Raw genomic sequence first — 21,969 nt, forward strand, 5'->3', positions numbered from 1 at the left:
TAAATATTACGCATTCGAAATTACAATTTTGCTGGAAAACTCGCCAAAATATGGTCTGAGAGCCCTTATCATTGACTCGCCACTGTCAGTATTAACCATTCTAATTACTAGTTGAGCAAGCTGGCCATTTGCTAGCCCCAAATGCCTACTTACCTGGGATGAAAGGCTCTTCCTATTATAAAGTTTTAGCGCCAGAAGATAATCACGCTCATCAACTACTTTTTTAAATAGAGATAAACTTTCACTGTAGAGTTCTTCAACATTAATTCCCTCAGCCAATAAGTTAAGAGCTGCACGGATACCATTGATACCTTTTGCTTTTTCATCAAAACAGTTAAGCTTGAATTTAACTTCGCCAACTACACGCAGTGAAATTTGATTTTCTAGTTCTGAGGATATTGCACGAAGCACATAATCTTTAACCGATTGTAAATCTTCATCAGGATTTCTGGCTAACCTTTCGCTAACTAAATTTAAAACTTCCGGAGCGCAAAATAGATTTTCCACTTCTGCTACGTTTAAAGTATAAATACCAAAACTTAGCAACGATTGAATTTCTACATCGACCCGCCTATCCCTATCAATAATTCCAAAAACCTCCATGTGATGGAGTTTTTCACTAGTTCTTAAAGCCTTTACATTTTGTATTACTTGGCTACAAGAACCAGATGGTATAACTAGGTAACTATTTAGCACGGCACGGTAAAGAGATACATCATAGCTTCCATTTTCCCCCTCAACAAATACGATTGGTTTTCTACTGCCCAATATTTCAATTAGTAAACTTTCTGGTAAACCTTCTACATCTGGAACGTCTTCCCAATCCCAACAAGAACCATCATAGCTTTTCAACCAGATTTTCTTAGCTTCATGTAACGCTGCAGCAAAATCAATATCATGAGTCATATATACAAACTGGCAGTCCGGTCTGAGTTTTTCTATATTCTTCCATAGTGGAACCTGCACAGATTTGTGAAGATGAATCTCCGGCTCATCTATGATAACAATTCCGTTTTCAGGAGCAGCAAGACATTGCCCAATAAGATAAAAAATAACTCTCTCACCGTCACTCATTTCTGAGGAATTATAGACAACATTGTCAACTCCTCTTACTCGCGTTTGAATGGTCAAACCACCAATAACAAGCTCCCGATGAGGTAGAGTTTTTTCCCAAATATATTTAATTTTATCTAATTTTGTTATCAGCGGTTCAATTCTTTTGTCTGAAAGCCTTACTGATTCAATATATTTAGAATTTAACTCAACCTTATCAGAATAGAGGTACACCATCAATTTATCATAATCATTTAACGATGATATAGCAGGTTTGTTTGCCCAGCGCCTATTCGTCTTATGCCAAATTGTATCTGCATTTCCCAAATCTGCTGTTCCATAGAGTAAATTATTCTGCGCTTTTTCAATCGCAGTTGGTGTTGTGTGGTCAGGCATTGCTAAAGCCCGCTGAGCGGAAATGCGATGAACAACATCTTTTTGAGGGGACTTAAACTCCATCCATGTTCCAAGGCGAGATTTCCCAGAACCATTAGCACCGATAAAAAGAACACTCTGATTAGTCTCTATTTCTACTAGGGTACTATCTCTTTTAGGTAGTATAATTGAAAACGAATCACTCATTTTTTTCTCGCATCATTTAAATAGATTTTAATTAAAACCTAAAACACTGTTAGAAACCACAATTTTTATTATTGAGCCGCAATTATTTTAAGCTGAATTTTTCATATAAATGAAGTAATTTCATGATACTCATATCCATTAGTGGTTGAAAAATTACGTAAAGTGTCCGTTTTCTTGCAACAAGCAGACTGACGTCAGGTTTAAGTCAGCTATGAGCGAGAAGCGGTCAGTTGTAGTTTTCACTACAGACTGAATTTGACTTACATAGCCATGTATTCCTTAAAAGGGAGCCGTTCTATGGCAGGTTCCCCTTTTTTCAGCTGTGAAACGAATGATGTCTATCGGTTTCTCATGGCGCTGATTGCGGCATCAAGTGATACGACAGACTCCACGATAAGCCTTACTGTAGCGCGGTCGAACTCATGATCCCGCTGAGAATCGTGGACGCCGCTATTCAGATATCCCCATTCAATGCTGGAACCGCTGACGCCCAGCAACCTTTCCAAAGCTACAACTGCAGCTGAAGCTTCGGGATATTGCGTTGCAATACGGTTAACGGCCGATTTTAATTTAGAGCATTTGTTATTTAGCTCCCAAGGAGATCGCGGCCCGCTAAGCTTTATTTCAATTCGACCGTCTCCGCGCTTGCTCATCCAAGACCAGAGGCTGTCGGTTAGACTTTCCAGCGCTGGGCGCGACTGACGTAGCGCTTCACGTTTTTCATCACCATCCAGCGCCTGTTGTGCTAGCAGGACGTAGTTCTTTATAGGCGGATTGCTGTCTACCCGCAGTTCGTGTTCCCCTGTGTGCGGCAGGAATTTGTAGCGCTTAATTGTGCCAGCCCGTGCTACACCTAGCTCCTGTTGAATGCGTATAAGAAACTCTTCAGCATGCGAAGTAAGGATTATCTGCTTGTCGTCCAGCAAACCGTCCTCAAAGAATGTACGCCAGATACCGTCCCGGTGCTCATCATCAATAGCGTTAACAACATCATCGAAGACGACGACTGGACAGCCCTGAACGATATTCTTAGCCAGTAATATGGCGAGCCCCAGACACTTGATATGCCCTTCACTGAAAATGATCAATGCATCGTAACGAATGCCAGGTTCACACATAAATTCGACTTCGATCTTGCCGTTTTCAGCAACCGGCAGGTGCAGTGCGTGCAGTAGATCGCCAGGCTCATCGCTTCGGTTAAAAGCGTTATAAAGGCTTCGGGCCTGTTCCCCTAATCCCTGCAGCAATATGCCCGGCAATGCAGCCATGTATTGCTGGAGCTCTGGCAGAAATGCATCGTATGCCGCTTTTATGCGCTGATTTAACTGTATGAGTGGTTCTTCTGCCGCAATGGCTTCAAGCAGTTCCCGATTATTTTCGTTAAATTGGTTTACCGAAGCCTGGGAGGCTGCCAGCTCAACATCGACAGTACCACGTTGCGTACGGAGCCTTTCTATTTCAAACCGAAACTGAATAAGGCGGTCACGTTCCTGGGTAAGCACAGCGCGTTGATCCAGGGTAGCGCGGGACTGTGTGTCGACTTGCTCAATCGCTGATGCAATGTTCATAAGCGCTTTCCAAGCTTGACGGTCTTCGGCAATCCAACTCTCAAGCCAAGAGCCAACTGATGCTGAAGGCAAGACAGGAAGTGATGCAGCCTGAAGTATTTCCGGGCATGCAGTCATCGCGGCCGTTACGGTGCGTTTCATTTCTTCCCACAGTTGACGGACAGACTCGATAAGCTCGGCTCTTAATGATTGCTCTCGTCTCTGCAATTCAGCAAGCTGTGTCAGAGCTTCCAGCCCCATGCGCGCGCGCGCAAAAGGATCTTCAGTTACGTTATTAAGCGATGTGCCGCAGGCTGGGCACGAAGTCGCACCATCCGCAAAGGCTTGTACCGCCTCATAGAGATTTGCATATGAAACCTCAGCCGCCCTAATCGTAAGCTCTCTTAAAGCTTCTTGGCTGCTCACCTGTAGCCGGTATGCTTCATTGAGCAGTGTTTCAAGTTGGGACTGCGTGATTCCATGTACCGGCGGCGGCACTGCATCAAGTAGAGCCTGAACGTATGGTTGTCGCCCAACCTGAAGTGACGTGCCTTCCAGCCATTCAACGCATGCCTTATAGGTCGCACCAGGAGACATACGCTGGGCAAGGGCGTTTTCATGCAATTCAATATCAATGATTTTCTGAGGATATGACGCAATCACATGTTCTGACGAGGCGACCTGTTTTCTTCGTTCAACCAGTTGCGCAGCCATAGGGCCTGTAAGCATCAAATCGGGATCAAGGGAAGGGTTAAATCCACGGACAAACTCACTGAACTGATCGACTCCAAACAGTGTTGCGATAAGTTGTTTCTGGTCGCTAGGGGTTCTTGCGGCAATGCGTGCAAAGTCATCCAACCGGTTCTTCTCAATGAAACAAAATCGATATTCAGATTCATCAGCCTGAACAGGCTGGGGAGCTTGAAGCTCTCCCGCAAGAAGCACTGGAGCATCGTGTCGACCAATACGTGCGTTGTTGCAATAAAGCCTTTGTTCAACACGCTTTAACTGCGCTTCGCTGATAGATCCCAACATCCCTAATTCGAGCGCTTCAAAAAAGCTACTTTTACCGGTGCCGTTTGCTCCGTAAATCAGCGTGATATCGTGTGACAGGTCAAAGACCTCCTGCCGCATGAATCCTCGGAATGGTCCAACCTGAAGTTGGTGTAAGCGGCCAAGGCGAGCTCTTGCTTCAGGTGCATTAAAATTTCCTTCGTAAGCAATGAGCATGTCTGCCATATGCCTGACGGCTAGAGGAGCAAGTCGTACCGAGCGTCCACGGCGAGCCGTGCCAACTTCGGCTAGGTGTTGCAGATAATTAGATATTAGCTGAGCAAGCCGTCGGACATCGTCATGTACGTTCTGCTGAGTAAGGTGTGTGAGAAAACGATTATATTCAGATACAATGCTTGCCATGTAATTTCCTTTACACAATCAGACGCTATAGCCGCGTCCTTGCGGTGATCACTGTCGTTTAGCGCTAACTGGCGCGTCAGATATTCAAGCTTTCCGTCATGTAATGCTTGAATCTCTTCACGACAGAGTCAGGATTCGATTCGCGCATTCATCTTTCTAAAAAAATATCGGCAGTATCTTTCAAATCTTTAAGGCATTCTTCGGATCCACGTCATGCCGATTAGTCAGTTTGGATACGCTATATTTACAGGACAGCAGGCTACTTTGGACTAAGTGGTGATTCTGGCATACTGCTGGGGGGGGTTGAAGGCTACGGCCAAGGTAGCTCTGCGGCTAGCTCACAGCATATTAATAGCGAGGAAATGACATTAATTTCCTCGCTAGCAATCAATTACAGCAATTGGCTCTAATCTCCCATGAATACCCCTCTACCGACTCTACGTAATTCATTTAACCACTGTATTACCTTGTTCCTGTTTATTTCTCTAATGGGATATTTTCTGGCTTTACAGACATCTCGAGCTCCAGGAGAAAAGGATGATGTTGTTACAATTACCCCACCCTTAGCTTTTTCATCTATTACATCTGCCCAGAGAGATTTCACTAAGACCTTGTCAATTTTTGATTTTGTTCGTTTGCATTGAATAAGCTGAACGGGAGGATCACTGGCGTTTGCATCAGGATTCCAAACTCGTACATCAATGCCACCATCATTTCTCCCACTCCCTATCTCGACTTTGTATCCTTTTCGTTCAAAGTACTCAGCAGTTAAAGCTTCGAACTTTCTCCAGTGCATGGAACCTAGTTTTTCATTATTAATGGATAAGTAATTCAAATACCTTTGATCTATGAATCTTCCGTACATTGCATCTAATGATTCACTCTCAAACAAGCCTCTAAGTTCAATTGGCGATTCCCAATCAAGAACTCTTGCTGAAAGCCATTCCCAAGCACTAGCTTCTTCACTATCTTTACTCAATTCCACGAGCCTACGTGCAATAAGCAATGCTTCACTTCCAAATTGCGATTGAATATATCGATAATATTGATCCTCATCAAAATCAATAAATATCGATTGTTTACCTTTATCAAAATGGGTCTCTCCAAGAGTATATAATACCTGGTGAAATAGTTCACTCCTGCTTCGGATCATTTCTGAATTCCATCTCTAGTAAAGTTGGTGCGTGGCCAATAAAATCTTGTGTTGTGACACCTAGACGATACAAAATTTTCTGAAAAGTATCTTCAATGTGATTTGTCCTGATGCGACAAAACTCCTCTCTTGCGCAAGTGAAGACATCAAATAGGGGATCATTTTTATCTAAAAGTTGAATCATTTCATTGTTATTGAGTGCCAGACCAGATTTATAACCAATTCTATCGCTTAAAAATGACCTAAATGATGTATTTGTCGTAATCCATGTCCCCATCGAGCTATCCTCAAAGTAAGAGATTATTTCAATGTTTTTATATAATAAAAGCTATCGCATGAGGAAGTGATATCTATCATAATATGTGTACTGTTAGTCAGTGCAATTGAAAAAATTAGCAACATCAGCTCCTGGAACAAAGCGGATGTTTATGGGCTCAAGATTACATATGCACAAACGGCCGCTTTGGCGGGCCTTTTTATGACTGAAACAGCACTGACAGCGCAATGCTTATTGCTAAGTCATCACGACGTACTGAGAGCTTCAGAATCATATTAGCAATAGCTTCCGGCGTTACCGCTTCCTCCGAACTCACAAGTTGCCAGACAGCCGCCCCCATAGCCATACATGCTGCATCGTATGCTTGTTCCTCAAATCCATTTCCCATAAAGTTCTTCCTATTCAGTGAAACCCGAATGTAACCTATTCAATTTCTCTTGAAATATTCATAACTCAGATTTGCGGCACGCCTTCCAAACAATATTGATTGGATGCACTGCATAATAAAAAACCCGGCATAAGCCGGGCTGGTGTTGGCGAAATCAGATAATAAAGCAAAATGAATAAAGGAAACTAATTATTTTATTTAAACCCAGAATAGTAACTATCCAGATTAAAGCGCACCCCATTAGCATCAGCTTCCATACAGTCTTCCTTTCCATAATACGTTAGCCTCCTCTAACAGCAATAAAATATACCCCCCCTCTTCTCAGTCATAACTGGTTGTACCGATCAATAATACGATATTGATCGGTGACACAGATCGATTGATCTAAATTGTTGATATTAAATGAATTTAACGACCACGTCTTTACTAGTGGACTGTTTAAGCCACCAGCAGCCACATACATCTCATTTAGGTAGTTTTTTAATGCAGCCTCAGCTTTCTCAGATGTTGCATTGTTCCCATCGAAAGCATATCCAAAACGAAAACGATAATTCAGTCTCACTCCATCCAATGCCATCGAATAACAGCACACTAACTGTTGAGGATCAGTTTCGGTAATTTCAACAACATCAAGAAACTCAAACTCAACATCGTAATAACCTTGTGCATCAGGCGTGTCCAACCCACCAATGACTGACTCATCAGGAATAAACTTTGCTGTAAATGTCATTAAACTGGTTTCCACGGATCAGAAGGATTATTAACGGGATACCACATCCCATCATTTGACGCGTATAGCATCTGCATTTTTGGAGTACGTGTTGTATCTATGCAGAAACACATTCCGTAAGTGGTTTTAGCTGGGTCTGGCAGTTCTGCGTATGTGTAACGAGGAAAGCGAATAGCATCATTAAACTCTTGGTACTGTATGTATCGCTTTTCACCGTTAATAAAGATAGATATCCAGTCCGTTGCAGAGACGGATTTCACACTTGATGAATCTAAAAGCAAATCACCTGAATCCAAATCCATGCCGAACCCATTTCCGCCATATGTGCCAGAGTTTATGGCCCAGCGCCTTGGTACAGTCACGTTGTTGACAATGTCGTCGACATTGGATAATTGCGAGTTAGAAGGCACAAAGTAAAATGGCGAACCAGAATTCATGCGCGGGATACTGTTTGTTTCAATGAAAACTCCGGTTGCCCGCGCATATTGTGCGACCTTCACATAGATGTGTATGGTCTGCCAGCTATGTACAATCCTGATCTCTTTGACGGGCGTGCCACCCTCGCCATGCCAGTGGGCTTCTATTGTGCCGGTAGTAGCTTCGTTAGGTTTTTTCATCTCAACATACAAACGAGCTTCACCGCCGCCGAAATTCGTTGAGCCTGGGCGTGTGACAGGCGTCGCCGTGGTTTCCCAACCGGATGCACCCAAAAAACGCACTATCGCTGTGTGGCCCAGTACAGGCAGTACGATGCGCCCGACATAGAACCATGTCTCAGCATTGTTGGAATTTTTTAAAACTGTGTCTGAGTAAGTAAAATATGCAGCCAAACCAGATCGCATGGATGCACCTGTAGCTGTAATACTGGTGCGACCCTGATCCATTGCGTTTGTTACCGAAGTAGGCAGGCTCTTTCCATTGTCCATGTCCGGCGTATAGCCAGATAAAGTATCATCAAGCGTTGCGCCCTGAGCGTAACGGCAGTTGAATTCAACTGTTTTTGCCCATTTTGTTTTAGCCGGATAGGTGGAGTTCTCCATTATGACGGTATTCAGAATCCACCCACCTTGTGAAATGTCGTAGGTGTACTCGTTATTAGAAAACCAGACGTTGTACATCAGGCTCTGGCCGCAACGAATCAATTGCAGTACATCAACAGTCGTATTGCTTGAGAAGTTGCTGTTTGTAATTTCTATTGCTGTGGAGTGGTTCCAGCCTCCCTTTTCAGTGTTCGACCAGCCTGCCCGTAAAAATCCGCCTGACGCTTTTGAGCAGTAAATCTGATCAAATTTGGTATCAATGGTGTCCTGAACATCAAACACCAGACCACCAGTATCGTTGCAGCGAAACGATTTAACGCGAATGTACTGACCAGCAGGGCAAACGTTTTTATAAAATGGTGTGACAGTATCCTTGCCGATCAAATGCAGACCGCTGATCTCCATCCTGCGCGCATTGACCTGAAAAACGGGAGTGGTTGATGTCTTATCAACAAAATAAACGCGGGTAAGTGGTACAGCACCATATTCAACATCAGGCCCACGGAATCGGAATGTGCCCTGCTCAGCCTCGCCCGAAATGTCGAATGTCGAACTCAGGGCTATATCACCGGCCGGTGTTCGTACCCCAACAGAATTCCCTGACTGCCCCTGCATGCCATAATGCATCCGTTTCACTGCTGGCATATCGTCTGTCACACCATCCATTACCGCGCCGTAGTGCGTCACATTTAACATTTCGGGGGTGCAGTTGCGTTTCCAGCGCTTGCCGCCTTTGGTAACGATGATATACCCGCCATCGTCTGCCGATGTGGTATCGTCCTGCCAGTACACAAACGTCCCGCCACCCCTCCCCGTGCCGATGGTGTATTCACGTATAAAGATACGCTGCCCATCCATCTCGGGTTCGGTTGCGCGCAACGTTATGATATCGGGACATTGACCGATCTGTTTCAGCCCATCATTACCGGCCAGCTCCTGACGCAGCGCGGCATCTGCAACGCCCACCAGCTGCGCAGAGTCAATGGCCCAGCTGGTGGAATCATTGCCGGTAGTCGTCCAGGGGATTTCTGTTGCTCCAGTGAGTTTATAGAACTCCCCCTGATAACGAATAATCTGGTTGTACGAATTGATTGTGAGCGGGCCATCCTCATAATCCCCGACCACTTCATAGCCCGAGTTTTGAATAAAATAATTAAACTGATCGGATTGGCTGGTGATCTGGTCGGTAAACTGCTCTGCCTGTCCGCTGAGCTGGGTATTAAACCGGTCAGATTGGCTGCTGAGCTGGTTCTCAAAATCCGCCTCCATTCCGCGTATGGTTTTATGCCTGCCACCGAGACGATCTGTATATTCCCCCGAGGGGGACGTGACGAACTCATCGATTTTACCGGCGTTAAATTTCAGGTCGCGGGGTGATTCGCTGGGTACTGGATTTTTGGTTGGTTGGGTAGCCATATTCATTCCATAAAAAAAGCCAGCACGTGGCTGGCTTTGTGATGGGTGTATTAATCAGGGGTAAATCAGGTCGTTGTACTCCGCGAGGCTCAGGGCGGTAGTGCCATCACTGCCAGGCTGCTTTTCAGTGATTATCCAGCGCGTGGCGTCGAGTTCCTCAGTCGTAGCAATCACGTATCTCGATGGGGATTGCACCTGATGCCCGTCATAAATATTCAGGTCGATAGCCGGGATGGCGGCAGTAAACCCAAAGTCGGTATCACTGCGCGGTGTGGCCGGGTAACGGGCGGTCGTGTTTCCCATGCTGTCGGTAATCATGACGAACATTGAGCCAGTGAATGTGATCCGCTCATTCGTTTCGAAATCGTTACCCGAGCGATGAACGATATAGCCCGCCTGATGATTTGTATCGTAGGTGTCCGGCACCTGGACCATATCCCCTACGTTGCACCACTCGCCATCCGCCAGCGCTGTGATAGCCATGTTCATGCGCGAGTAAATCAGGCGGCGGCACTCTTTCTGCGCGCGGTGGTCGGCCTGAAAATCATCGCGGACATACATCATCTCGAATTTTTTCGCTTTAGCTGGCGTTCCGAGTTCGATCTGATTGTTGCGCACGCGGTAGCGGATGAACGCCTGTTTGTTAGTGGTTGGGTTGCGGTACTGCACCTCAACGCCGTCATACCCTCCCGGCAGCGTCATTTCATAGCTCAGTGAATAACCCGCGTCAGTGGTATTGGACCGGTTGAAAACGGTTGCTGGCGTACTCCGCTTCTTGTCCAGGGTGAACGACAATATCCCGTCATCCCAGAACACACTGACCCCGGCTGCATCACAAATCGTCTCCATCCTCTGACCGAGGGAAACATCCTCATCGTCAAAGGTGTAGTCAAAATATGATAGGCGCGAATCAATGGCGTCTAGTTCAGCCTGAATCAGGTACAGACCATGGATATCAATGGTGTTCTCAGCCTGCCCACCAACCACCAGCCAGTTATGCAGCGCAATATCTGAGAATTTACGGGATGCCCGCAGCTTGTAATCAACAGACTGCGTGGTCATGTTGTAGCTGATTACATGGCGATTAATCAGAGCGTTATATTTCCGGTCGCGGGCGCTGGTGGCATTTTTTGTCTGACGCACAGTGACCCTGACCAGCGTGTCGTTCGGGTAACTCACATTATTACGGATATTGACACCGTGGATCGCCTCCACTTTCAGTCGGCTCTTGTCACCGCTGTTATCAGTCCTCTGAAAACTCACCGAGTAGCGTCCATGCCCTCCTATAGGGATGATTTTGTCGGTGCGGTAAAACGTCTCTGAGGATGACTGGTGCGGTGTTGTCTGCCGGTAGGTGAACGTCTCAGATGTGCCAGGAATCTGAGCATTGTTTGCATCCACCTTCCAAATCGTCAGCCGCCAGTTTGTCTCTGATTTGCCACCCAGTGCGGACTGTGTATGAATCCACAATTGCGATGATTCAACCGGCGAGAAAAACGGTCCTATCACCAGCGCCTGATTATCATTGAGAACAAATTTGGAGGTGTTGATAGTCGCCGTTGAAATGTATGAAACATTAGAGCCCTCAATCTCATTCATCACGAAGTTGTAATAATAAACCGGCTCCGTCTCTGGCCCCTCGCTCGTCTCGTCTGCAGATATCAGGTTCCCGGAGAGAGTAAAATCCTGCGTTACGTTCCCCTTGGCTGTGGGGTACGTCGCGCTGATCGTAAACTCCACGGCATGGGGCAGTGCCAGCCCCATGAAATAATCAAAGCTGGCCTCTTTGCCGATTTTCATCAGAATCTGTCCACCAGCATAGCTCCCGCTGATTACGCTGGTGGCTGATGCAGTCTCAATCGGAAAATCATCAGACTCGTTCTTACCTGGCACATCCTGACCATCCACATCATCAAATTGATAGCCCTCCTGGACAGTATTGATGATGTCGCCGGGGTTGTAGATGGTGAATGACGCCCCGGCCATCGATCCCAGATTCGATTCAGAGAATCGCACGGAGCTGACCGTATACCTGCCGAGGCCAAAATTCATAAACTCAGTCAGATATTTCAGGTTGTCTGAGTACTCAAAAAGAGACTCCTGAATGAGGTCAGGAAACGCCCGGATGAGCCCAAAATTGTCAGGTTTGGCTTCGCCGTTGCGCGCCAGGTTTGTCTGCCCCTTAAGGCTATTATTGGAGGAGGTTTTCGTCTGACCAGCATTGCCAACACCCGGCATTTTTATCAGACTAGCCAACACCTTTTTAGTAAATTTGATGGGGTTGAAGTGTTCGAAGGGGTTTAAAAGTGTTTTGGCGAGACCACCTGAATGCGGCTGGTCAAAAATGATGATCTGGTCGTTTTCCTCCAGTGCAAAACCGATCTCATCATCGTCACTCAGCTCAACCCCATTCCGGTTTATCCGCACGTCCCGGTGAAGCTGCTGCTGTTCCAGCCACTCACTGAAAAGCTGCCCGGCCTCTACATTAATCCGCTCTTTAGGTAGCCCCGGTACGCGCTGAATCTGAATGACCGGCATACGTCTTAAACTCCACTCTGGTAAAAAGTTTTTTAATCGTGCGGATGCTGTCGGCTCTGACATGCCCGCACTCGCCCCGGCTATGCAGAGCCATGCCGTCAACCGTCAGGCCAACATGAACGGGCTGAGCGCCGTAGTAGGCAATGAATATGCCGCCATCCCGGAAAATCTCCCCGTCATCCCAGAAAATCACCTCCTCCTCAAAACAGGTCATAAAGTCCCGCCCTGATTCATAATCCTCAGTGTGATGAATCTCGATACCCAGCACATGCCGGTAGTACAGAACTACCAGCCCCCAGCAGTCCATAGCCTCAAATGTGCAGGCGCGATCTGCCCACGGCACACCTGTGACCCTCTCAATGAATTCTGATTTACGCATTCTGGAGTCCTGGAAATTCTTCTGGGGTGTAGAGCTGGGAGATGTTGTTATTCAGTGGGTTTTTTAGCGTCAGGCTGACAGTAACGTCTGATGCGTCCATGCTCACGTCGCTCACGTATAGCGTCCAAGGTTTGAGCGGCGTGTTCATGTCGGAGGCATCAAAACGCATGTAGGTTGCTGAGATGGGTGTGATCCGGCCTGTACCCCGCCACAATTTGAGCTGTTGCTTAAAATCCTGAGCCATGCGAGCGAATTTGAGCGTGCTGTTGATTACCGGTGTGCTGCTTTGCTGGCTCTCAGTAATCTCCATCCTGCAGGGCGTATAAACCACACCTGCAAAAGTTTTGGGGAATATCTGCTTATCCACCAGCCGGATGTAGCCAAACGCCGGGTTATAAAAAGTTATGGTGTCGTAAAGAATCCTGTTGGGACGACGGCTTTTGTATTCGCGGAAAGTCGGCATTATTCCACCTTTGGTAGTGACTCTTTATCCCGGCCATCGGGATAGCCAGTAACGATAATGTCCAGCCAGCTCGCCCATGGCGGAGGAAACTCGATCAGATAGTCATCGAACTCGTCATCAGAGTTTTTCAGCTCTCTAGCAACAACGTTTCCGGTCCAGGTAAATGTTGATCCTTTCTGGTTCCATGTTGGAAATGCTGTGAAATGCAGCTCCTGAACCTCAGTACCCGTATCCCCCGTACCGGTCGAAACGCGCATGTTGAACCACTGATTACAGTTATCCAGATAATGAGGGCTACGTAACCACTGAGTGAACGCCCTGTGCTGGGCAGCGGTGAATACCCATGTCAGGTTGAACGACGTTTTCAGATCGTCAGTTAATTTCTGGAAAATGGGCGCGCCAACCTGTGGCTGGTCAGTGCGAAACCCTGTATCGCTGGTGGGGTTTTTACTGGATTTCTGAGCAAGGGGTAGCCATTCGGGATAATCAATTGCCATGCTATTCCTCAGCAAACAAAAAACCCGCCGAAGCGGGTTTGTTAAACAATCTCGGTAGGACCCGTGGGAGAGTCATTAATTGTCAGGATAACGCTGGCAAGGTCTCCCGCATTAAGAACATTAAGATCAACCCCACCAGGTAATAAAACTTCAATAACTGACCCACCAACTGTGATTACTTTATAGGTAACCGGTTTGTTATGATTGAAACTCATAGGCTTTCCAACTGGAAGTTCCATTTTTCCCGTCTCACCCGGTTTGATATCCATTATTCTCTCGCCCTCCTCTGCGTCTGCAGATTGCTGGTAATTGAACTGCTCATCGGCCCACCTTGATCCATGTCCATTATAAACGCCTGAACGGTTAGCGTGTTTCCGCTCTGTGTTGCCTGTGCATCATAGGTATGCGTGCCAGAGGTGTAATCATTGAACTCAATAGAGACCTGAATTTGCCCGCTGCTGCCAGAGTTGATGTCCTTATTGCTGATCACCTTGCCGTTATCACCGGGGATCATAAATTGCTTGCCACTGCTGGCCTGATAGATTTCGGGCTTGCCGCCTTCACCTACCTGATACATAGAGCCCGCTGACACCGGCCCGCCGTTTTTGCGTTTGCCTGATAATGTTTGTGACAACGCAAACGCGCCAACCAATGCCGCCCCGCCGATGATTGCTGCCGCACCAAATGAACCCACAGATGCCACCAGCGCGGCTGGCAGCCATGCGGCCATGGTTGTTCCTGCAGCGGTGGTGCTCGCTGCTGTTGTAGTGGCTGTTGCTGCAACTGATGACGCGGCTACAGCCTGTTGCATGGCTATCTGTTGCGCTCCGCCTGTGACGGCAGATTTAACCCACTCGACACCCATTTGCACAAAGCCATTTACCAGGCTGTTGAGCGCGTTGCTGGCGAGGGATGACATGGCCTCCTGTGCAGACATTGAGCCGGTAATCACACCAGTGAGAGCATTGGAGGCATTGCCTGCCAACGATTCAAACGAGGCCGCCAATAACTGATTGGCAGCATTCTGGTTACTCCATATCTCCCACTGTGCCGCGATACGCGCCTGCTCAAACGTTGTATTGGCTGCATTTCTCAAAGCCAGAGCTTGATCCTGAGTAAGTGTTTTATCTGCCTCAAACTGCTGGATTAATGCCAGTTTCTGGGCGTTCTCGTTTGCCAGTTGCTGAACCGGATCAACTGTACCGGCAGCAGACTGCTGTGGCGTTACTACCTGGTCAGCCCTAATTTTGGCGAGATTAACCTGGTGCTCCTGCTCAAGACGCTCTGAGAATGCGTTGAATTGCGCCTGGCTAATTTTTTTGGCGGATAAGGCCGTCTGCAGGTCAGCCACATCCTGTTTATAGCTGGCATTCTCTTTAGCCTCGGGCAGGAGTTTTTCGGCTGCTGCCTGAGCGCGGATAGCGTTGCTGGCGTCCCATTTGGCAGCGGCATACTCCCCGGCCTGTTTAATATCCGCCTGAGTGGCAGCGCTGCCGAGGGACTGCTGAGCAGCCAGAATCGCCTGTTCGCGACTGAGTTGACGGGTTGAATCAGCCACCAGCTCCGATTGCTGCTTCAGGTTAGCCAGTTTCTGGGCTATAGATTGTGCCTGAGTCTCTGCCTTCTTACCTGCTGACACTCCTTCACGGGTTTCTTTATTTCGGGCCTTCTCAGCGAGCTGCAGATCGTACTGAGCACCGGCTAGCTGACCTGCAGCGTTGATCTGATTCTGATTCCCCCCTTTTTCGGTCGCCTCCATTCGCGCCTTAGTGACCGCACGAAGACGCTTATCTGTAATGGCCAGAAGTGTATTTTCATCCTCCAACGCTTTGTTATAGGCGTCGGCTTTTTCACTGCGCGGTATCTGCAGACTGGTGGAATTGAATTTTTCCTTTGCCCGGCTGGCGAAATCAATCGCGGTTCCGAGCTGATTTATCAGGCCAGAGGTTACGCTGGCTTCATGCCCATCACGCTTGAGCAGGTCGATACCCTGTACAAACGTCCCGTTCATCTGTGCACGCAGCATGCCTGTTTTGTTGACCGTCTGGCTCAGTTTGTTCTGTGCGGTTTCATTGGCGGCGAGTAGTTGAGTGTGCTCACTCTGGGCGTCTGTTAGCTCTGAGAGGGTCATCCTGTATAAAAGACTGCCCTCCTGCAAATAGCTCAGAGTGCGACGCAGACGGGCCTGCTGCAGCTCATTAGCCTCCAGTGTTGCCTGATTGTCCTTGATAGCATCAGCCTGGGCTTTAATAGACCGGGTGGCATTATCAATCTGAGCGGCGAGCTGCACCTGACTCATATTTTTCATTTTGGCAATGACGCCATCTAACTTGTCAGCAAAATCGATGCTTTCCTGCCGCGCCTGCTGCATCTTCTGATAAAAATAGAAAATCCCGGCAGCCGCTATCATTGCCACACCAGCGGGGCCACCAATCAGGGCAAGCGCCCCTCTGGCGAGCCCGCCAATAGTCGTGGTTGCCGCCACTGCGGCAGCCGCTGCCGTTCTGGTTGCTGCTGCCTCAGCAATCTGAGCCTCTGCATAGGTGGCAGAACGCTGGATGGCCACAGATTTAATGGCGATCAGGTTTTCAAGTGCGAACGCTTCCGCCGCCGATCCTCTGGCGACGTTGTACTCAGCTTGAGCCAGGGCAAGGTTTGACAGCGCCTGTTCTTTATCCAGGCTGGCCTTGAGCGCGGTCACGCGAGCGGCGTTAGCGGTTGCTGCAGTGGATTGAGCAGTGGCGGTAGCCTGCGCCTTAGCCGACAGTGTGTCATCGATGCGCGCTTTCGTTGCCAGCGCCAGTGCGCCGGTAAAACGCGCACCAAATATCACAGCGGCCACACCAATCGCATTGGCCACCAGATCAAGATTCTGACTGAGTGAAATCACCGCATCATTAAACACGCGAATAGAAGTGGAGATGGTAGTGCTTTCACCGACAAATTTGGTGATGTTGTTGCTGGCTACAGTGAACGCCTGGCCCATTGTCAGTGCTGTATTGGCAAACTCTTTAGCAATCGCATCACTCTGTTTGAGCAGGCCATTAACCACCACTTCGGTCGTCAGCTTGCCCTCTGCAGCCATGTTGCGGAGCTGGCCGATGGTAACGCCCAGAGTATCAGCCAGCGCCATAGCGAGGCGGCTACCGTTCTCCGAGATGGAGTTAAACTCCTCCCCGCGCAGAACGCCTGACGCCAGCGCCTGAGACAGTTGCGTCATAGTGGAGCTGGCCTCCTCCGTGGTTGCGCCAGAAACCGCCAGGCCTTTGTTTATCGTCGAGGTGAGCGTGATCAGGTCTTTGGTACTCGTCCCAGCGCTGCGTGTTGAGCGTTCAAGCCGACCATAGAGTGTTGATGTAGCCTCCAGTTCGGAACGTGTATCCTGCGAAATATCGAATACGCGCTGAGTAACATCGGCCAGGGATTCACTGGCACGGACGGAGTTAACCAGTTTGTTATTAACCGTCACCCACTCATTGCCGTACTGCGCAATCTGCTGCACCGAAATAGCCGCCATTACACTACTGGCTACGGCGCTCAGGCGTGACATAGTGCGCTGCAACGTTGCCACTGAGCGCTCTGCACGGGTCACAGAAGTATCAAGACGCCCGACAGTCCCACTCATACCACTGAGGGCGGCATCAACCTCACGGCGGGCCACCAGCAGGCGGGCGGTGTCCATGTCCACCTCGTAGACGATGCTGCCAGCGTTTACTGAACCTGCCATGCACTATTCTCCAGGCATAAAAAAACCCCGCCTGAGCGAGGTGTGTGATTTGGATGTTTACGATCAGGCAGCTTTAGCACGGCGCTTCTCGCGACGAGCAAAATAATCATCTGCGGTCTGGTCGTACTCTTCTCTTGTGTACCCCTTCTGAGCGGGGTATTTAGCAGCCAGCATCAGCTGAAATTCTGTCATCGTTAGCTGCTGAGCCTCTTCCCGGCTGATTCCAAAATGGATACGGGCAGCACTGATATATTCAAATGCGTTAAATTCGTTTGTGGTCGCACCGCTCTCATTGCGCTGCAACTGGCGCACCTTGGCCCTTCCAATAATGCCGTGCGTGATTAGCGATTGGGCGATCAGGACCATATCCAAATCATCCATCAACCCCTTGCGACGCTTGAATGTCTTGCCCTTTGCTTTAGCCGGTCTGAACTCACCGACCAGCGGAGTCAGATCATCACTGCTGCATGCCTCCAGCACGGTTATTGCAGCCACCAGCACGCGTTTACCGTAGGTACTGGTGCGGATGTGCTCGATCATCCACAACGGGATGCGTCCATATGCAGCCAGCGCACGCTCTGTCAGTAGGGTGATTTCGTCGCTGTGCAGGTCAGCGAATACCTGAACGATTTCCTGTGGCTCACCAATGCGCATCATGTTGATGAACGAGGGGCGAAACAGATAATCGGCGTCCGTCGTGCTAATCAGGCACTCACCAACCCCTTTCATTGGGACCATGGCTTTTCTCCTCAGTAATCATTGTGTGGGCCTCACAGGAGACCCAGGGAATGTTCACTATACGGTAACGGTTACAGCGAAAACGGCTGTGAATGATCCATCCGTAGTGGTTACGGTGATGTTTGCGGTGCCTGCCGTCGCTCCAGATGGGGCGCTGACCGTCACGGTGTTGCCCTTAATGGTTGCAGTAGCACGCGCTGGTACAGATGAGGCGACGGAAAACGTTGTATCTGACGCATCAGCTGGCACAACGTTTACGGTGAAGCTGGTGGATGCTCCTGCGGCAATGCTGGCGCTGGTGGGTGTGACCGTCACGCCGGTCACGGCTTCGTCTTCTCCATCAGGCTCAATTGCGAAGGTCGTCCCTTCGTTCAGTTTCAGCTCAAGACTGTAAGTAACGATCTCTTTAACACCACCGCCGTCACTGAGGCCAGATGCCACCATGTAACCGATGTGATAGTAGTTACCCCAATGGAAACGCATCCAGACCGTTGGATTGTGGCGCGCCTTAACTTCATCAACGAAATATTTGGTGAATTGCTGAATGCCAAACTCATCAGAACGATCGTTAACGCGAACCTCGCCCTCAATCGAGTAGGTTGGGTCCAGGCTGGCAATCATGGTTGAGGTAAACCCGCCATCATCTGCGTCTGACGTCAGTGATTCGGGGCTCATATCCCATGTTGCCGATGTCGGTAGTCCGAGTAATTTCCACTCTGCCTCGCCCGGTCGAGCATCCGGGCAACCATAGGCCAGTTCCAGCGTTTTAGCGCGGCCAATCAGGCGGTCAAAAGTGCTTTTGCAACCGTTCATATAATTCCTCATTTCATAAAAAAAGGCCGCCTGAGCGACCTGTGATTTCAAAAAGTTTTTTTATTCGCCGTAGAGGCAAGAAAACATCAGGCGATAAACCAGACGTCCCTCCATGGTTGGGATTGGTGCAGGTATTCCACCCATGTTAGTGATCTGCCCCAGGCAAGGATTGCCTGTCGGGTTCGATTTGACGTGCTCAATAATGTCCTGCACGGCGGCGTCTGCCCTACCATTCCCGGCTATAGCGCCAACCACATCGACCATCACATAATATTCAGAGCTGATCACAGCATCGATTGGCGTGCCACCAGCCGGACGGAAAACCATATATGCCTCGCCCTTATTGCCGGTGTCATTCCACATCAGCAGCTGAGTGGTAAACCCTGTGGCAAGTCCCGCATCAACAAAATGGTTACGCACGCGGGTGTGCATTGGAGGATTCATAGCGACATTTCCCGTTGCACGACGCGATCAATCTGGTCTCGACTCTCCTCAAACCCTTTAGTCAGAAACTCTTTCTCTGCCGTAGAGCGGCGGAACTGCTGCCGGATTGCCGGATCGTGAACATAGGCCGCATAGCTGGCGGTGTAGCCCACGCGACCGGTGATGCGGGTGCCATTAACTACGATTTGACGAAACTGGCTGTTCAGCAGGTATGAGGTGTCGATTGGCGTATAGATGGACGCCTGCGCTGCCCCGACAATCATCGCTCCGGTCAGCGCGCGAACTATCCGTTTATCCTGAATGTTATCGACAATGCGATTAACGTTGCGCCTTACTTCTTTGATCCCCCTGACTTTAGCGCCCACATTACCCTCCTGTAATAATTGCCCAATCATCGACAAGGCGACCAAACGTGTCTTCAAAGCGGACGGACTGCATGACCTCATCAGCTCCAGCCTTTAGCGGGTCCGACTCATCTGAGATACCAATCAGGATGTAATCGCCCGTATCGGCGTCAGCAAACTCAGTCCAGATCGTGTTTTTAACCACCAACTCCGAACCGAGATTACCAATCCGCCTACTCAACCCACCCTGATAGCCGCAGTCGATGACTACAGGCTCAGCAAATCCCAGCGGGTCGCCATATTCATCCTGCCCCGCCAGGCGCTTCCAGAAAGTTGCCTTGCCGGTGTATGACCATCGGGCAAGCTCGGACATGGTTATTCCCTCCAACTGATTACAGCGGGTTTTAGTGCGGCTATGCGCGGACAGTTAATGCGCCACTCGCCTGCCTCGTTAACGTAGCCCGTTGTCTGAGCACCGCTATCCGTTTTCACCCAGACGCGCCGGAACGGCTCCGGTGGTTGTGCCGCAGATTGCCAGCTCATCGAGTGCCACCCGACATGCACCCGCCTTTACCAATCCAGATTCCTGCAAATGCCTGCTGGGTCGGATCGGCGGGTATCAAATCCGTGGCACACCCGTTTTTGTCGAGACCCCGTAAAAGCGCCAGCGACCCTTTCCAGCGGTCCGAGAACGACTGATAACGAAATGATCGTGACGCGCCGGACGGCGCTGACTGCGAGCTGATGTATTTATCTCCCTGCCCCAGCCCCATCAGCCCTAACAGATACATCTGGATCAGCAATGTGGTCGCTGGTGGATAGTTGGCATCCAGACAAGCCTGAATACTGTTTGCCTGCTCCACCAACGCCTCAAGAATGAATTCAGGCAACGTAATGCCCTGGCTGGTCAGATACTCTTTTGCCTGTGCCGTAGTAATCATGCGCACCTCTGCAAATAGCCCTCCGCAGAGGGCATAAAAAAACCGCCTGAGCGGCGGCTGTTATTCAGTGGTTGGGAAAAGCTTTTCCAGCTCGTCACCCGGTAACAGTTCTGCCAGCCGGTCAGCTCCCAGGTTGCCTTTGTACTCGATACCGAGTTCATCAAGCCGGGCAGTAATGATGGCTTTGCGCGCCTTGTTATCGGTACTGGCTTCCGGGGTGGCCGGGACCAGTTCAGCCAGCATCGCCCCAGACATTCTGCGGACATGGGATTTTAATGCTGGGTGAACACCTTCCAGCACTACCACATCACCCACTGACACACCGTGCCAGGCTTTAACTACTTCATATTTCTCAGCCATATTGCCCCCTTATGCCACCAGCTCTGCGCCATAAACCACGCCACCCAGACCATCACCATCACGCTTAACAGAAAGACCTTCCGCAGACATGATCTGGTTGTTGTAGTTGCTCTGTGGCATCAGGCGAGGCAGCGGAACGATACCCACGGCCATGCCCACCAATGGGGTGATAACGTCCTGACGGCGCTCGTAGGCCAAAAATTCATTACCGGTCAAGGCGTAGGTTTGCTGGATAGATTCGGCAGGAATGAATTTGCCAATGGCATCCAGCACTGTGCCCCCCATCAGCGCATTGGTGCCGCTGTTGATGTCGATAAGATACGGTTTAGACAGGTTTGCCATAATCTCTGCGCTGAGCCACAACTTGCTGTAACGCGTGACCTTGTTACGACGGGCATTGATGCCAAATGCGCCTGTCGGGCCAAAGAAGTGCAGCGCCTCCGCAGGCGAGCAGGTGGTGAGATCGATGTTTGCACCACCAGCACTGGCACCCAGGTTAATTTTGGTAGTGTTGCGGTGGTTCTTCATTCCCTGCGCCTTATAGCCATCAACCGAGATTGATGGATCGCCGTTCAGGTAGAAGTTGACGCGGCGTTTATGGAATTTGCGCAGTTTGGCTGCCTGAGAATCCAGCATCAGATCAATGCCCACAGTATTCAGGCCAGCAGCATGTCGCCAGTTAACGCCATAACCTGCAGTGAACACAGGGATCGGGTCACCATCGCTATCGTAATCGGTATGGTCGAACGTATACGGGGCCTGACCATCGATGCTGACAGACACGTCATCAGCAATATCGCCGGTAACGTTATACAATTTGGCTGTTTTGCCGATTGGCAGGATGGTCTGGACGCTCATCAGGTCATTGATAATTTCCATACCAATTTCCTGATCGCGCAACTGGATAACCTGACGATCAAGCTCCGCCCAGAATTCGCGAGTAAAGCCGCCGATGGCGTTTGCCGCCAGCATTTCGGGCGTCATGCTCGAACGGTAGGCATTTACCATCATGTCGTGATGCTGGTTCCAGATATTACGGTTTGCCCACAGCTCATTCCAGTGACCCTGCAGGCGGCGATTTGTTGCCAGTGTTTGAGCGGTAAAATACATTTTTTTCTCCTGA

General features: G+C 49.2%; 21 protein-coding genes. All 21 read right to left on the reverse strand.

Annotated features, from left to right (window positions below; all coding sequences use genetic code 11):
• Positions 1-6 precede the first annotated feature (6 nt).
• Positions 7-1,635 carry a DUF4435 domain-containing protein gene (locus ACX8ZY_RS12135; RefSeq protein WP_233273061.1) on the reverse strand — a complete coding sequence of 543 codons (1,629 nt, stop codon included), beginning with the start codon at positions 1,633-1,635 and terminating at the stop codon, positions 7-9.
• Positions 1,636-1,973: 338 nt separating this feature from the next.
• Complete coding sequence (locus ACX8ZY_RS12140) at positions 1,974-4,598, reverse strand: AAA family ATPase (protein ID WP_158131800.1); 2,625 nt, start codon at positions 4,596-4,598, stop codon at positions 1,974-1,976.
• 406 nt (positions 4,599-5,004) lie between these two features.
• Positions 5,005-5,751, reverse strand: coding sequence for a restriction endonuclease (locus ACX8ZY_RS12145; protein ID WP_459259977.1), 747 nt, complete (start codon positions 5,749-5,751; stop codon positions 5,005-5,007).
• Positions 5,732-6,028: a hypothetical protein gene (locus tag ACX8ZY_RS12150; protein WP_459259979.1), complete on the reverse strand. Its 297-nt coding sequence runs from the start codon at positions 6,026-6,028 to the stop codon at positions 5,732-5,734. The genes ACX8ZY_RS12145 and ACX8ZY_RS12150 overlap by 20 nt, the downstream gene beginning before the upstream one ends.
• A 199-nt stretch (positions 6,029-6,227) precedes the next feature.
• A complete protein-coding gene (locus ACX8ZY_RS12155) occupies positions 6,228-6,416 on the reverse strand; it encodes a hypothetical protein (protein WP_158131802.1) in 189 nt (62 codons plus the stop codon).
• Positions 6,417-6,741: 325 nt separating this feature from the next.
• Positions 6,742-7,146 carry a hypothetical protein gene (locus ACX8ZY_RS12160; protein ID WP_421665013.1) on the reverse strand — a complete coding sequence of 135 codons (405 nt, stop codon included), beginning with the start codon at positions 7,144-7,146 and terminating at the stop codon, positions 6,742-6,744.
• Entirely contained in the window at positions 7,146-9,602 is a 2,457-nt protein-coding gene (locus ACX8ZY_RS12165) for a hypothetical protein (protein WP_158131804.1), read from the reverse strand. The genes ACX8ZY_RS12160 and ACX8ZY_RS12165 overlap by 1 nt, the downstream gene beginning before the upstream one ends.
• A gap of 54 nt (positions 9,603-9,656) precedes the next feature.
• The gene (locus ACX8ZY_RS12170) at positions 9,657-12,140 is read right to left on the reverse strand and encodes a host specificity factor TipJ family phage tail protein (protein ID WP_421665014.1); all 2,484 of its coding nucleotides are present in this window, start codon (positions 12,138-12,140) and stop codon (positions 9,657-9,659) included.
• Positions 12,100-12,519, reverse strand: coding sequence for an NlpC/P60 family protein (locus ACX8ZY_RS12175; protein WP_421665015.1), 420 nt, complete (start codon positions 12,517-12,519; stop codon positions 12,100-12,102). The genes ACX8ZY_RS12170 and ACX8ZY_RS12175 overlap by 41 nt, the downstream gene beginning before the upstream one ends.
• Complete coding sequence (locus tag ACX8ZY_RS12180) at positions 12,512-12,982, reverse strand: DUF1833 family protein (RefSeq protein WP_311978042.1); 471 nt, start codon at positions 12,980-12,982, stop codon at positions 12,512-12,514. Before ACX8ZY_RS12180 ends, ACX8ZY_RS12175 begins: the two co-directional genes overlap by 8 nt.
• The gene (locus ACX8ZY_RS12185) at positions 12,982-13,479 is read right to left on the reverse strand and encodes a hypothetical protein (protein WP_459259983.1); all 498 of its coding nucleotides are present in this window, start codon (positions 13,477-13,479) and stop codon (positions 12,982-12,984) included. Before ACX8ZY_RS12185 ends, ACX8ZY_RS12180 begins: the two co-directional genes overlap by 1 nt.
• A gap of 41 nt (positions 13,480-13,520) precedes the next feature.
• The gene (locus tag ACX8ZY_RS12190; RefSeq protein WP_158131806.1) at positions 13,521-13,748 is read right to left on the reverse strand and encodes a hypothetical protein; all 228 of its coding nucleotides are present in this window, start codon (positions 13,746-13,748) and stop codon (positions 13,521-13,523) included.
• Complete coding sequence (locus ACX8ZY_RS12195) at positions 13,748-17,206, reverse strand: tape measure protein (RefSeq protein ID WP_459259985.1); 3,459 nt, start codon at positions 17,204-17,206, stop codon at positions 13,748-13,750. Before ACX8ZY_RS12195 ends, ACX8ZY_RS12190 begins: the two co-directional genes overlap by 1 nt.
• Positions 17,207-17,269: 63 nt before the next feature.
• A complete protein-coding gene (locus ACX8ZY_RS12200; protein ID WP_459259986.1) occupies positions 17,270-17,944 on the reverse strand; it encodes a DUF6246 family protein in 675 nt (224 codons plus the stop codon).
• A gap of 57 nt (positions 17,945-18,001) precedes the next feature.
• Positions 18,002-18,757 (reverse strand): Ig-like domain-containing protein, encoded by a 756-nt coding sequence (locus ACX8ZY_RS12205; RefSeq protein WP_459259988.1) that lies wholly within the window; start codon positions 18,755-18,757, stop codon positions 18,002-18,004.
• A 60-nt stretch (positions 18,758-18,817) separates the two neighbouring features.
• Positions 18,818-19,201 carry a phage tail termination protein gene (locus tag ACX8ZY_RS12210; RefSeq protein ID WP_459259990.1) on the reverse strand — a complete coding sequence of 128 codons (384 nt, stop codon included), beginning with the start codon at positions 19,199-19,201 and terminating at the stop codon, positions 18,818-18,820.
• A complete protein-coding gene (locus ACX8ZY_RS12215; protein ID WP_459259992.1) occupies positions 19,198-19,566 on the reverse strand; it encodes an HK97 gp10 family phage protein in 369 nt (122 codons plus the stop codon). The genes ACX8ZY_RS12210 and ACX8ZY_RS12215 overlap by 4 nt, the downstream gene beginning before the upstream one ends.
• A 1-nt stretch (position 19,567) precedes the next feature.
• Positions 19,568-19,918 carry a hypothetical protein gene (locus tag ACX8ZY_RS12220; RefSeq protein ID WP_459259994.1) on the reverse strand — a complete coding sequence of 117 codons (351 nt, stop codon included), beginning with the start codon at positions 19,916-19,918 and terminating at the stop codon, positions 19,568-19,570.
• A 166-nt stretch (positions 19,919-20,084) separates the two neighbouring features.
• Entirely contained in the window at positions 20,085-20,486 is a 402-nt protein-coding gene (locus ACX8ZY_RS12225) for a DUF7370 family protein (RefSeq protein WP_459259996.1), read from the reverse strand.
• 60 nt (positions 20,487-20,546) lie between these two features.
• The gene (locus ACX8ZY_RS12230; RefSeq protein ID WP_422881394.1) at positions 20,547-20,846 is read right to left on the reverse strand and encodes a hypothetical protein; all 300 of its coding nucleotides are present in this window, start codon (positions 20,844-20,846) and stop codon (positions 20,547-20,549) included.
• 9 nt (positions 20,847-20,855) lie between these two features.
• Positions 20,856-21,956: a major capsid protein gene (locus ACX8ZY_RS12235; protein ID WP_459259998.1), complete on the reverse strand. Its 1,101-nt coding sequence runs from the start codon at positions 21,954-21,956 to the stop codon at positions 20,856-20,858.
• Positions 21,957-21,969 lie beyond the last annotated feature (13 nt).

The sequence above is a fragment of the Pantoea sp. XAF26B01_ASV70 genome, from assembly GCF_054512635.1.